Here is a 13295-nt window from a genome sequence, read left to right as displayed (position 1 = left end):
ATCAAATCGCCTCCCGTGCCACATTGCTGCTGGCTTTCCTGAGCGCGCGCAGCTTTTCAAGCGCTGCCCCTGAATCGATGCTTTCTTGTGCTATCTTAATCCCTTCTTTCACCGTCTCCGCTTTTCCTGATGCAAATATGGCAAGCCCGGCATTGAAAAGCACCGTATCACGGTAAGGGCCTTTTTCACCTTTTAATACCGACAACAATATTTCACTGTTCTTTTGTGCATCGCCGCCACGGATTGCTTCGTTTGAATAATATGGAAGCCCCACATCTTCAGGCAACAGCGTAAATGTTGTGATCCTACCTCCGTCCAAAAGCGCTAAATGGTTTTCACCGGACAAAGAAGCTTCATCGAGATAACCAGCGCCGTTTACGACAAGTGCCCGTTTCCTTCCCAGATGACCGAGCACTTCCGCCATCGTGACAAGCTTGTCGCGGCGGTAAAGGCCGAGCAGTTGCGTTTCCAGATTCATCGGATTCGTAAGTGGCCCGATCAGGTTAAAAATCGTCGGTATCCGCAAATCTTTCCGGATTTTCATAATTTTCTTCAGGGCTGGATGGACATTCGGCGCAAACAGGAAGACGATGCCGATTTTTTCTAACAGGCTTTCAATTTCTTCAGCCGGAAAAGACAGCGAAATGCCGAGTTTCTCCAACACATCCGCGCTGCCGGTCTGGCTGGAGACGCTACGGTTGCCGTGTTTAGCGACTTTAATCCCGGCTCCGGCAAGCACAAATGCGGAAGTCGAGCTGATGTTAAAGCTGTGGCTGCCGTCTCCGCCAGTGCCACAGTTGTCCATAAGCCCGGAGACATTGCAGGGGATCGACACCGCTTTTTCGCGGATCACTTCGACCAGCCCGGCAATTTCTTCCGCTGTTTCGCCTTTAAACCTCAAGGTCGCCAAAAATGCGCCCTTTTCCCCTTCTGTCACTTCATCCGAGAACAGCGCCCGCGATGCTTCCCGCATTTCTTCAAACGTGAGGCCTTTTTGGGATAAAATTTTTTCAAGATATGGTTTCATATTGCTCATCCTTTCTAAGTTCGTGTAAAAAGTTTTTCAGCATTTGTTTGCCGGTTTCCGTTCCGATCGACTCGGGATGGAACTGAACGCCGCAGCACGGGGCGCTTTTATGTCTGACTGCCATGATTTCGCCGTCATCCAAAGATTCCGCAATAACTTCCAGCTCTTCCGGCACGGTTTTTTTATCAATCACAAGCGAGTGGTAGCGCATCACTTCAACCGGTTCAGGCTGGCCGGCAAACACGCCTTTTCCGTTATGCTGAATGAACGAAGTTTTGCCGTGCTTGATTTCTTTTGCTTTTGTGATTCTTGCCCCGAAAGCTGCGCCGATTGCCTGATGGCCAAGGCAGACGCCGAGGATCGGGATTTTCCGGTAAAGCTTCCGGACAACTTCGACCGAAATCCCGGCGTCTTCCGGCATACCCGGACCCGGCGATAAAACAATAGCTTCCGGCGCGAGCGCCTCGATTTCTTCTATGGTGATCCGATCATTCCGGAAAACCTCCACTTCTTCCCCAAGCTCGCACAAATACTGGTACAGGTTGTAAGTGAAAGAATCATAGTTATCGAGCAATAAAATCATTCGTCTGCACCTCCAAAATCGATCTTGCTTTATTTAGCGTTTCATCATATTCTTTTGCCGGATCAGAATCGTACACAATACCTCCTCCTGACTGCAGGTAGGCGGTGTTGTCTTTGATGAGAAGCGAGCGGATCGCGAGCGCGAAGTCGATATCACCGTTAAAGTTGATGTAGCCAACCGCGCCAGCGTACATGCCTCGCTTTTGCTTTTCCAGTTCATTGATTATCTGCATCGCTCGAATCTTCGGCGCGCCCGATACCGTGCCGGCCGGGATGCATGACACAAGCGCATCAATTCCGCTGAACCCGTCTTTCAACTTCCCCTGTACTTCCGAGACAATGTGCATCACATACTGGAACCGTTCAACGACCATATATTTATGGACACGAACGCTGCCGGGCACGCACACGCGGCCGAGGTCATTGCGGCTCAAGTCAACTAGCATTTTATGTTCGGCGAGTTCTTTTTCATCCTGGAGCAAGTCTTTCTCCAAATATAGGTCTTCTTCCGGCGAATCCCCCCGCGGCCGTGTGCCTGCAATCGGATTCGTGTAAACCATCCTTCCTTTTGCTTTGATCAAGCTTTCCGGGGACGCACCGAGGACGACATAGCTGCCGAAATCGAGATAAAACATATAAGGCGACGGGTTTGCCTTTCTTAATTTCCGGTAAAAATAAAACGGGTCGTGATCAATTTTCCCTTTCATGCGCTGCGAAGGAACGACCTGGAAAATATCGCCGTTTTCAATATATTTTTTCGCTTTTTCCACCATCCGCATATACACTGTTTTTTCGATTGACGGAACAAAATTGATCGGACCGTAGTCAACGAACGGCTCTGTTTCCGTCTGCGTAAAAATCGCTTTCTTCATGGCAGCAAGATTATTGTCAATGGCCTCCCCGTCTTCACCGGTAGAGACAAGGTAAACCGACTGGCTTTTATGGTCGTAAACCACAACATTTTGATACAACATCAAATGTAAATCCGGGATGCCGATTTCATCTTCCGGCACTTCACCGATATCTTCGTACTGGCGGATTGCGTCATATCCAATATAACCGACCGCCCCGCCGTAAAACGGGAAAGGAAGCGGAAGATCGAGCTTAGGCAGCAGCCTTTTGATAAGTTCGAGCGGCTTACCGTTTTTCTTTTCGTCCCGGCCTGACAAATGGTCAATCACCTGCAGCTCATCCGCCGTCCCAATGAATTCCTTCACCGGATCCGCTCCAATAAAAGAAAACCGGCCGTTGCTGTCATTCGGCAGCGAGCTTTCAAACAAAAATTTACGACTGCCATTTAATCTTTTAAAAATCATAACCGGCGTTAAAATATCGCCATTCAGTTTAATAATTTTGTACTGGAAGTTTATCTGTTCCATCATTCGCTCCCCCTTTATATTTGAAGTAAATAAAAATACGTCCTCTATCCGTGCAAGCATTGCTGCAAAGATAGAGGACGTTTTCCAACGCGGTGCCACCTCTTTTGAAAGGCTTTTAACCTTCCCGCTCATTCGGGTACGGAACGGATTTGCCGCTTTTATACCCTATCCCGGTAACGGGGGAAGCCGTGTTTCCCTACTTGTTGTTTCAGGAAACCTCTCGTAAGCCCATTCTGTAAAGGCAGACGTGCCGGACTCCCACCCGCGCCGGCTCTCTGGGACGCTGCTTCCTTACATACTCCTCTTACTCAACGATTTTTCTATTAAAAATATATTGTTGGTTATCGTAAAAATTGCTTTATTTTTTCCTTTAAACGCAAAAAGGGTTCCCGATCCATGTAAAGGACGGGGAACCCGCGGTGCCACCTTTATTGGCTTCTTCAGCCCGGCTTTGACGGTATCAGGGAAAACCTTAATACCTGCCTTTTGTAACGATAAGGCATTCGCCAAAGCCTACTCCAAAATCGTTTCGGTTTGGAAGCTCGGAAGCCCATTCACCTGCACATCATCACCGGTTTACACCAGCCACCGGCTCTCTTCGGAATCCATACAGGCTACTCTTCTTCTTCATCACCTGGAGTTTTCAATTGATTGATTATTATATTAATACTGAAATGGGGATATGTCAACCCTTATTCAAAAATTTTTTTAGCCCGTTTTTACATTCGGATAGCGGAACGAGATATCAAAAGCCGTTGCCTGCTTCAGCATGCTTTCCAGTGTGAGAAGGCATCAAAACTCCCTTTTTTATCTGTCCAGAAGCCATATTTTCTCTGATGCGGCCTTTTTCCTTTCTTAAAAAGCAAAAAAATCAAATACAGGTGCAATGACCCATTGATGAATCAAAGGGACGAAAAAATACAAAAACCCGGCTTCCGCACTAGGCAGAGAACCGGGGATTTAAATTAAAACTTATATTTTTTCACAATATCCTGCAAGTATTCTGCCAAGTAGGACAACGCCCTTGCCGAATCGGCAATATCGTCCATCGCCTTCAAATGGCTTTCAATAGAAGCGGCCATTTCTTCTGTTGCCGCTGCGTTTTCTTCGGCAATATGGGCAAGCTCATTCGCAGTTGACGTAACTTCCTGGACGGATGCGGAAATTTCTTCAGAAACAGCCGCCATTTCCTCAACCTGCGGCGTAATCTCTTTCATGTCATCCATGATCGTTTCGAATTTTTCGATCGTATCTTCCGAGCGGGCCACGCCGTCTTCTACATTTTTTGAAACCTTTTCCATTTCCCGCACGGAATCTTCCGTGTCGTTTTGGATTTTGGAAATCAAATTTTCAATTTCTTTTGTGGAATTTTGCGACTGGTCTGCCAGTTTTCTGATTTCTTCCGCTACAACCGCAAACCCTTTCCCATGTTCGCCGGCCCTTGCCGCCTCAATCGCAGCATTTAGGGCAAGCAAATTTGTCTGGGCGGCAATTCCTTTAATCACCTCAGTAATTTGGCTGATCTGCTTCGAATTTTCGTAAAGGGCCTGGATTTTCGTATTGGAATGGGTTACAGATTCGGCAATGGATCTCATTTGCGCCACCGTCTCACGCACAGATTCCCCGCCGGCTTTAGCATGCTCCAATGTCGTATTTGACAAGTTTGAAATCACCATCGTGCTGTCCGCCACTTTTTCCATTGCTTTTGCAATTTCCCCCATTGCCTGGGCGCTGCTTTCCGTCCCGTTCGTCTGCGTTTCCGCGCCGCTGGCGATTTGGGCGGCTGCGGTATTGATTTCATGGCTCACCGATGTCGTATTTTCCGCGTTGGCCTTCAGCTGATCAGACGAGGATACGACCATCTCCGCGCTTTTATCGACTTGGTCAAGCAAATCACGCAAGCTGTCCTGCATCTTTTTAAAACTTTCGGCCAGTTCGCCGACTTCATCTTTTCTCCGCACATCAATTTTCTCCGTTAAATTACCCCCGGAAATCTTCAGTGCAGCTTCTTTCAGGCGGCTGATCGGCTTTGTTACCGAACGGATGACAAAATAAGTTAATAAAGTGCCGAGGACAAGAAATATGAAAACGATAAGAATGGTTTTTTGGACAATCGGCTTCGCTGCGTGATCAATTTCATTTGAATACATCGTCCCGGCAATTTTCCATCCCGTAAGGCTGTCGGTTGTAAAAAACATTTGCCTTTCCTGGCCTTTATATGTATAAGTTGTGTGACCGGAAACTTTGCCGAATACGGTATCATATACTTTTTCTTTCGCGTAAGTGCCCGGTGTTTTCCCCGGCATCACAACATATCGGCGGGCTGAGTCAACCAGAACGGCATAGCCGTTTTGCCCGATTTTAATTTTTTTTGCCAATCGCTGGACAGCGCTCATTTTCATGTCCACAGCGACAACGCCGGATTGGTCTTTTGTCGTTTCCGCAATCGTAATTACTGTCTCTCCTGTAACTGCATCCTTATAAGGGGCAGTAATAATCACTTTTCCGGGATTATCCATAGCTTGCATGTACCATAGCCTTTGCCTCGGGTCGTAGCCCGACGGCAAATCGTTTTTCGGCCGGATAATCATCTTCCCGGATGCGGTGCCGACATAAACATTCAGGACATTCTCATTCAAATCGGCATATTGGCTGAACATATTCGTAATTAAGGATTGCTTTTTATAGGATGCGGATGAGATTTTTTTAGAAAAATAACTTACATCCTGCATCCGCGGTTGAATCGTGTCGCGCATAATCCCCTGCAAGAGTTTTACATTTTCTTCTGCATCACTGAGCATCTGCTTTTCAACCTGTATTTTTGCAGACTGTTCTGAAAAATATCCGATCAGTACAGATGGAATAAGCAAAATGGATAAAATGGATATAATCAATTTCACCTTCATATTCCACCGTACATGTTTTTTCAAAATGTTTTCCATCTGGTTCAACTCCTTTGGCTGATTTTTCTGTCTGTGCAGTCCCCTAATTTTTTTATCGTTTAGTATGATGGTTCATAAATAGTCCTTTTGCCCTATATTGCAAAAAGTGAAAAGAGGGAAGAAGGCCTACATTCCCATCACACCGCTTTTTCTTTTCAAATGTGAGGATTTTATGAACATATTTTCATCTCGAATTTAAGGCTGGACTTGGCAGGGAAAAAGCCGGCTGCCAATCTTGTCGATTACCGGAAAGAGGATTAAAACGCTTACTTCGTCAAAAAATACGGCGATTTTAAAATTATTTAATTTTTCCCTTTACATAAATAAAAACACCTGTTAGAATATTTTACACAGAGAAAGTTAACCCCATTGGAAAAAGTAATGATGAAGAAGGCGTATTTGCAAAAAGCCACAGAGAGTCGGTGGTTGCTGTGAACCGATGCTTTTGCCAATACAATGCCCAGCGCTTCTGAACTGGCCGGCTGAAATTGGAGTAGGCTGGACCCGGCACACGCCGTTATTTTGCCCAGAGGCTGCTTTTTCGCAGCAAAAGAGGGTGGCACCACGGTATATCACGTCCCTCATAACAAGGATCACCTTGTTATGAGGGCGTTTTATTTTTAATCTTTAAAAATGGAGGATTGACGCACACATGCTTTTTTGCAAGGAATCTTTATTCACACCCGGCCCGACACCTGTACCGGATCGAGTGAAACAAGCAATGAACCAGCCCATGGTGGCCCACCGCAGCGAAGTTTTTTCCAATAATCTCAAGCAGGTTGCAACCAGATTGATGCCGGTTTTCGGAAGCAAAGAACCGGTCATCGTCATAGCCGGCAGCGGGACATCCGCATTGGAAAGCGCCGTCTGCAACGTAGTCCATGAAGGCGACCATGTCGTTGTGGTTGTAACCGGGGTATTTGGGGAACGTTTTGCCTCCATTTGCGAGTCATACGGTGTCAATGTACACCGCCTCGATATAGAATGGGGAACCGCCTGCCGCCCGGAACAGCTTGAAACTTTCTTAAAAGGCCTGGAACACCCGGTCAAAGCCGTTTTTGCCACTTATTGTGAAACATCGACATCAGTTTTAAACCCGGTCAAGGATCTTGGGGCGGTCGTAAAACGGCTGACGGACGCGCTGTACATCGTCGATGGTGTCAGCTGTATCGGCGGCGTGCCGGTGGATATGGAAGAATACCAGATCGATATTCTTGTTTCCGGTTCGCAAAAAGCGCTGATGCTGCCGCCGGGACTTGCCTTTGTCGCAGTGAACAAGCGTGCCAAAGAAGAAATCAAAAACGGGCCGAAAAAACGGTTTTACCTCGACTTAAACCGTTATATCCAATCATATGATGAAGGGACGACAACGCCGTTTACCCCGCCTGTCTCAATGGTTTACGGCGCCAACGAAGTATGCCAAATGATTGAAGAGGAAGGTTTTGGCAATGTCATTAAGCGGCATGAAATTTTAAGGGATATGACCCGTGCCGGCGTGAAAGCCCTTGGTCTTCCGCTTTTAGTGGAAAATGATGCGGATGCCTCACCTACGGTTACCGCCGTCAAACCGGCTGACGGCAAAGCAAACGTGATCAAAAAATACTTACAGGAACATTTTTCTATGGCCATCGCAAGCGGGCAGAAGCAGCTGAAAGGGAAAATTTTCCGCATCGGCCATATGGGCTACAGCACCCCATTTGATGTTTTAAACGTTTTAACAGCATTGGAAATGGTTGTACACGAATTGGAAGGAAGAGATACATTTGGCATTGCGGTGAAAAAAGCAGAGGAGGTATGGAAAGCACATGTTTAAAATTTTGGTCACGGATAAAGTCAGCGAAGAAGGCCTGAAAAAATTATATGCACACAAAGATTTTATCGTCGAACATAAACCCGGGATCGCGCCGCAGGATCTGAAGGCAGTGATCGGACAGTATGACGGCCTGATCGTGCGCAACCAGACAAAAGTCACAAAAGACATTATTGAAGCGGCCGGCAATTTGCGCGTCATTGCCCGTGCCGGCGTCGGCGTCGACAATATTGATGTCGATGCAGCCACCAGAAAAGGAATCATTGTCGTCAATTCGCCGGGCGGAAATACCATTTCAGCAACAGAACACACTTTGGCCATGATGCTTTCCCTCTCCCGCAATATTCCTCAGGCCCACCGATCCGCTTCCAGGGGAAAATGGGAACGCGAAAAATTTAAAGGCGTCGAGCTTTTCAAGAAAACGCTCGGCATCATCGGAACAGGGAAAATCGGCACAGAGGTTACAAAACGGGCAAAAGCATTTGAAATGACGGTACTCGGTTATGACCCGTACTTAACGGAAGAACGTGCTAGCAAGCTCGGCATTAAGAAAGCGACGCTTGATGAAATTGCCGCGCAATCCGATTTTATTACCCTCCATACGCCGCTCATGAAAGAAACAAGGCACATGATCGATGAAACATTTTTGGCGAAAACGAAAAAAGGCGTACGCATCATCAACTGCGCGCGCGGCGGGCTTGTCGACGAGCAGGCGCTCCTTAAGGCGCTGAAGGAAGGCCGTGTCGCCGGCGCCGCTTTGGACGTATTTGAGAAAGAGCCGGAAATCACGCCGGGGCTTTTAGAACTGCCGAATGTGATTGTCACGCCGCATCTGGGCGCATCGACCCAGGAAGCGCAAATCCGGGTGGCCGTCGATGTCAGCGAAGAAATCATCAATATTTTTGAATCACAGGCAATCCGAAACGCCATCAATATGCCGCAGACTTCCGGGGAAAACTGGGAACGGATGGAACCGTACCTGCTCCTCGGCGAACAGGTGGCACAACTCGGCATCCAATTGCTTCGTGAAGCGCCGGAAAAAATTGAAATTACGTATGCCGGCGACTTGCTCGAAGAAGATACGAAGCTGTTGACGAGAACAATCATTAAAGGCATTCTCAGCCACCATCTCGGCAGCACGGTCAATCTTGTCAACGCCCTCCATCTGTTGAAAGAGCAGGGGCTGACTTACAACATCCAGCGGAATGCTTCGTTCAAGGGCTTCTCCAATTATTTGGAACTTTCGCTTTACAAAGAAGGCAAGCAAGTCAATATCGGTGCTTCGATCATCAACGGATTCGGCGGCCGCATCGTCAAATTAAACGATTACCGTGTCGATATCCGGCCGGAACAGCATCTGCTTTATATCCGGCATCTTGATATTCCGGGCATGATCGGCCAGGTCGGCTCAATCCTCGGCGATAATGACACGAATATCGGCACAATGCAGGTCGGCCGGAAAGAAATCGGCGGTGAAGCCATCATGGTGCTGACTTTAGATAAAACCGTCAGCCGCAAAGTGCTGGATCAACTAAGAGGTCTGATCGGCATGAAAGATGTCCAAATTTTAGAACTGACAACAGGATATACCTTTCAGGAAGAGCCCTTTGTAGAGGTGTAATGGGAAAAAAGCATTCACGCAGTACAGCGTGAACGCTTTTTTTGAATGGGAATGGACACATTTGAATACGACAAAAGTCCAGCCCGCTTTTCTGTCTCTGCTTACTGTACTTCCATTCGCAGATCGCCGGCTTTCGCCCATCCAAGTACTTTCAGGAAATGGTAAATGCCAAGTGTCGTAAAAATCGGCAAGATAATGCCCGATGCCACAAAGGCAAGCAACACACCGACGCCCTGGTTCGCCAAGATATTCAGTGGAGCGATCAAAGAATTCAAGCCAAGCCCGCCGAGTTCATACGGTACTTTCAAATGGAACGCCATCGTCGCAACCGGTGCGCAAATGAGCGACGAAATAAATGGTGGAATGACAAGGCGCGGATTTTTGATCAAATTCGGGAACTGTACTTTTGGTGTAATCAACGATTGGGCAATGTTTCCGCCCCAGTCATTCTGCTTCAACGACATTGCCGTGAAACCAACAAATTGCACTGTACATCCGATCAGAGCGGCTGCGCTCGAAACCGGGTCAAGCTGCAACGCAATCGCAAGTGCAGCCGAAGATGACGGCGACATCAAGAGAATGCTCCAAACAAGCGATACAACCATCGAACCTAAAAGTGGTGAACCTTGTACAGATGTAGTGATTTCCCCGCTCAGCCATTGCAAAAACGGTGTTGTCACAGCAGCCAGCCCGGCTCCGGCAACTCCGCCGACAAGAATAGACGCAAACGGAATAGCCATCATATCCAGCTTCGTTTTTCCTGTAATACGTTTCCCAACCCAGGTTGCAACAACAGCAGCCAGCACCGCGCTGACAGGCTGGCCCGTTGCGATCGTAATTAAACCATCCGATGTCGTGTGAATTGCATTACCGCCAACCGCCGCGCAGGCCATTGCGCTGAAAATAACCAAAGTATTGCCGCCGAGCTGGTATGCGACACCTGCACCAATCGCCGGAGCGAGCAGCGATTTCGTAGCGGCACCGATCGTAAGAAATCCGTCCCAGCCTAAAAATTTGCCAAATGTTTCAAATAATAGACCAAGCCCCAAAGTCACCAGTACTGCGTTCGCAATCCCTGCAGACGCCTTATAACTTCGATCAATGATGTAATCTTTTGTAGCCTGTTTCATCTTCCCCACTCCCATATTGTTGTTATAATATTCTGTAATCGTTACCCGAATAAAAAACCAACTGCAATAGGCGCTTTTATCTGTTTGGGCGCCTCATTTTTGGATGGTTGGCGGACTAAAACAAATCTAATTGTGTGAATATGTCAACACCGCTTCAGTATAAGAGAATGATGTGCAAAATTTCAGATTTAAGAAAATATATCATCCAGGTCTGCCCCTTTTTGCTTTGATGTTGAAATATTACATCAATTAAAAAATAAAGTCAATCTTATATTTTATTTAAAAATATTATTTTTTAACATTTTTTATCCTACTCGTAACGGTTTGCGCTCTTGTTCCGTTTAATATAAACTATTTCAACAAAGTAAGCTTGTTCGTTTTTCTCACCAAAAATTTCTTGTAAAGTTTTCACTTAACCTAATGCAAGCGCCATTTTTTTGAAAATTCATTTTTCGTATGTGATAAAATATGCCATACAAAAAAGGCATGGCGGTGCATGCCTTTTTTGCTTACATAAAAATAGTTTTGAGATCTGTCACATTTTCAAAAATATAATCGGCGCCATGGGCTTCAAATTCAACCCTTGCCTCTTTGCCGGATAAGCCGGTTAAAATCCCGGCAAAAACGCAGCCCATTTTTTGTGCTGCCAAAAGATCAGCAAGTGAATCGCCGACGATTAAAACTTCTTTTCCGTTTTCAAGCGGAAGCGGGGTGTTCACACAATCACGGACAGAGGTCTGCTTTCCTTCTAAAGCGAACAAATAGGTGAAAGGATTCGGTTTTGCAAGCGGGGTGGCGCTGCCCAGTTCCCCTTCCGCCTTTAAAACTTCGTCCGCGGTCACAATATGGTTTTCATCAAATAAAGGCAGCCAACCCAGCGCGCGGAACGGCCCGTACGTTTCCAGCTGCGGCCTCCCCGTCCCGACGCCGAGGTTCAATCCTTTTTCCGACAGATAAGAAAATAAATCAGCAATCTCTTCCGGCCCGGCAAGCGGAATTTCTTCTTCCAAAAATCCTTTTTTCCCGGTTTGAACGCTTGGTTTCCCGGTGGAAGCAAGAATATGTTGGTCACCAACATACCATTCTTGGGAAGCATGTTCACACACAGACCAGAGCGCACCCTTTCTCCCAAGCGCTGTGCCGGTGATGCCGAATTTTTCAAAAGCAAGCTGATCCAATACCTTCAGCAAATCCTGTTTTGTTTCCGGCCTTCCCGCAAAATCTTTTAAAAATACCCCAAAATCCGTGGATACTTGATAGTTTGCAAGTATTCCGCGGATATCGCCTAGCACCTCGTAATCGATCTCGTGCGTCAGCCACTCCCGGATTTTGCCGGCCTCTTTTTCCTTAATCTGCGAAAGCAAGTGCAATAGCTGGCAAGTGAACGTTAAATAGATCATGTCCCAATTGGCGTTCATGCCTTGTGATTTTAGATGCCGGAGCACCTGGTCGTTTCGGAAAACTTCAGCCCGGATGCGTGTAATTTCTTCATCCGATAATGTGGTTTTAAATTTTTCCGGTGCAAGCCCTAAATAATGGCTGCTATGTATCATTTCCCAAACGGTTAAGCCCGAAGCGTCAAAATAGCGCTCTTCGCTTAGCAAAACACCGTCCACATCAAATAATACCGTTCGAATCATCTCTTCACCTCTTTCCAACATTAGTGTAACAAAATATTGCGTTTTTTCATATATTTTTTGAAGACTTTGTTAGCAAAACTGGGAAATGCGCAAAGAAAAGGCGCCTTGGGCAATATAAAGGTGAATGTCGCCTTAATATATTGCACCGGTTCGGCGCCCCGCTTTCTATAGTGAAACAAGCTTATGTTTTTTTTTGCCTGCCATTGCCAGCCGTTTGAAGTAGGAAATTTTATCCAGATCGGCATTTCCGCCGCTGACCACGATGCCGATATGCCTGCCGGGCACGCCCAGTTTGCCGCTCAATACGGCCGCAAATGCCGCGGCACCTGCACCCTCGACAAACATCTTCTCGCGCTCTAGCATATAAATAATGGCTGTGGCAATCTCTTCGTCGCTTACGATGACAATATCATCCACATACCGGCTGATCAGCGGAAAAGTAAGCTCCCCAGTTTCTTTGACGAGTATGCCGTCCGCGATGCCCGAGACATGGGCAAGCCGCCCGCTTCCCATTCCTTTAAAAAGGTTGTAGGCAGACGGAGCCCCTTCCGATTGCACCCCGATGACCCGGATTTTTGAATCATAATTTTTCAGCATGCAGGCCATGCCGGCAATCAAACCACCACCACCGACAGGAATGACCACGGTGTCGAGGTCGGCGCACTGCTGGATCATTTCAAGTGCAATCGTACCCTGGCCGGCCATCACTTCATAATCGTCAAAAGGGTGAATAAACGTTGCACCGCTGATTTGCTGGTCTAAAACAGCAGCTTCATAAGCTTCTTGAAAAGATTCGCCGGTCAACACGACTTCCGCGCCATACGCTTTTGTCGCCATGACTTTCGCGAGCGGCGTTTTTTCTGGCATATAAATTTTCGCTTTAATACCCTGCTTCGTTGCCGAAAAAGCCACCCCCTGCGCATGGTTGCCGGCGGACGCAGCAATCACGCCGTTTTTCCTCGCCGCACCGGACAGGTTCGTAATCTTATTCAGCGCGCCCCTGATCTTAAAAGAACCGGTGCGCTGCAAGTTTTCCATTTTAAAATATAATCTCGTTCCCGCCATTTCATTGAATGTCGCCGATTGGTTCAACGGCGTCCGGTGCACGATCGGCAATAAATTTTCAAACGCTTCTATAACGTCTTTCGTTTGTAAAGAATCCCC

The 13295-nt window shown here is 47.1% G+C and carries 9 protein-coding genes and 3 other annotated features; of the genes, 2 read left to right on the top strand and 7 right to left on the bottom strand.

Annotated features, from left to right (window positions below; translation table 11 throughout):
* Position 1 precedes the first annotated feature (1 nt).
* From trpD to BpJC4_RS08100, 4 genes are all read right to left on the bottom strand, one after another.
* Entirely contained in the window at positions 2 to 1027 is a 1026-nt protein-coding gene (gene trpD / locus BpJC4_RS08115; RefSeq protein ID WP_151679626.1) for an anthranilate phosphoribosyltransferase, read from the bottom strand.
* A complete protein-coding gene (locus BpJC4_RS08110) occupies positions 1011 to 1610 on the bottom strand; it encodes an anthranilate synthase component II (RefSeq protein ID WP_151679627.1) in 600 nt (199 codons plus the stop codon). The genes trpD and BpJC4_RS08110 overlap by 17 nt, the downstream gene beginning before the upstream one ends.
* Entirely contained in the window at positions 1591 to 2991 is a 1401-nt protein-coding gene (gene trpE / locus BpJC4_RS08105; RefSeq protein WP_371862227.1) for an anthranilate synthase component I, read from the bottom strand. The genes BpJC4_RS08110 and trpE overlap by 20 nt, the downstream gene beginning before the upstream one ends.
* A gap of 67 nt (positions 2992 to 3058) precedes the next feature.
* Positions 3059 to 3309, bottom strand: a binding site (T-box leader).
* 77 nt (positions 3310 to 3386) lie between these two features.
* Positions 3387 to 3628: a binding site (T-box leader), on the bottom strand.
* A gap of 325 nt (positions 3629 to 3953) precedes the next feature.
* On the bottom strand, positions 3954 to 5930 hold the full coding sequence (locus BpJC4_RS08100; protein ID WP_151679628.1) for a methyl-accepting chemotaxis protein: 1977 nt from the start codon (positions 5928 to 5930) through the stop codon (positions 3954 to 3956).
* 372 nt (positions 5931 to 6302) lie between these two features.
* Positions 6303 to 6515 (top strand) — a binding site (T-box leader).
* Positions 6516 to 6582: 67 nt separating this feature from the next.
* Here BpJC4_RS08100 and BpJC4_RS08095 point away from each other — a divergent pair.
* Entirely contained in the window at positions 6583 to 7743 is a 1161-nt protein-coding gene (locus BpJC4_RS08095) for a pyridoxal-phosphate-dependent aminotransferase family protein (protein ID WP_151679629.1), read from the top strand.
* Positions 7736 to 9361 (top strand): phosphoglycerate dehydrogenase, encoded by a 1626-nt coding sequence (gene serA, locus BpJC4_RS08090; protein ID WP_151679630.1) that lies wholly within the window; start codon positions 7736 to 7738, stop codon positions 9359 to 9361. Before BpJC4_RS08095 ends, serA begins: the two co-directional genes overlap by 8 nt.
* Positions 9362 to 9462: 101 nt before the next feature.
* On the opposite strand, the gene BpJC4_RS08085 is transcribed toward serA, so the two are convergent.
* From BpJC4_RS08085 to ilvA, 3 genes are all read right to left on the bottom strand, one after another.
* Positions 9463 to 10491, bottom strand: a complete 1029-nt coding sequence (locus BpJC4_RS08085; RefSeq protein WP_151679631.1) for a PTS sugar transporter subunit IIC — start codon at positions 10489 to 10491, stop codon at positions 9463 to 9465.
* A 509-nt stretch (positions 10492 to 11000) separates the two neighbouring features.
* Positions 11001 to 12131, bottom strand: coding sequence for an HAD family hydrolase (locus BpJC4_RS08080; protein ID WP_151697762.1), 1131 nt, complete (start codon positions 12129 to 12131; stop codon positions 11001 to 11003).
* A gap of 165 nt (positions 12132 to 12296) precedes the next feature.
* The gene (gene ilvA / locus BpJC4_RS08075; protein ID WP_371862166.1) at positions 12297 to 13268 is read right to left on the bottom strand and encodes a threonine ammonia-lyase; all 972 of its coding nucleotides are present in this window, start codon (positions 13266 to 13268) and stop codon (positions 12297 to 12299) included.
* Between the last annotated feature and the right edge of the window lie 27 nt (positions 13269 to 13295).

The sequence above is a fragment of the Weizmannia acidilactici genome (genome assembly GCF_008974185.1).
Taxonomy (GTDB): Bacteria; Bacillota; Bacilli; order Bacillales; family Bacillaceae_C; genus Weizmannia; species Weizmannia acidilactici.
This window is presented reverse-complemented; position numbering and strand designations above follow the sequence as displayed.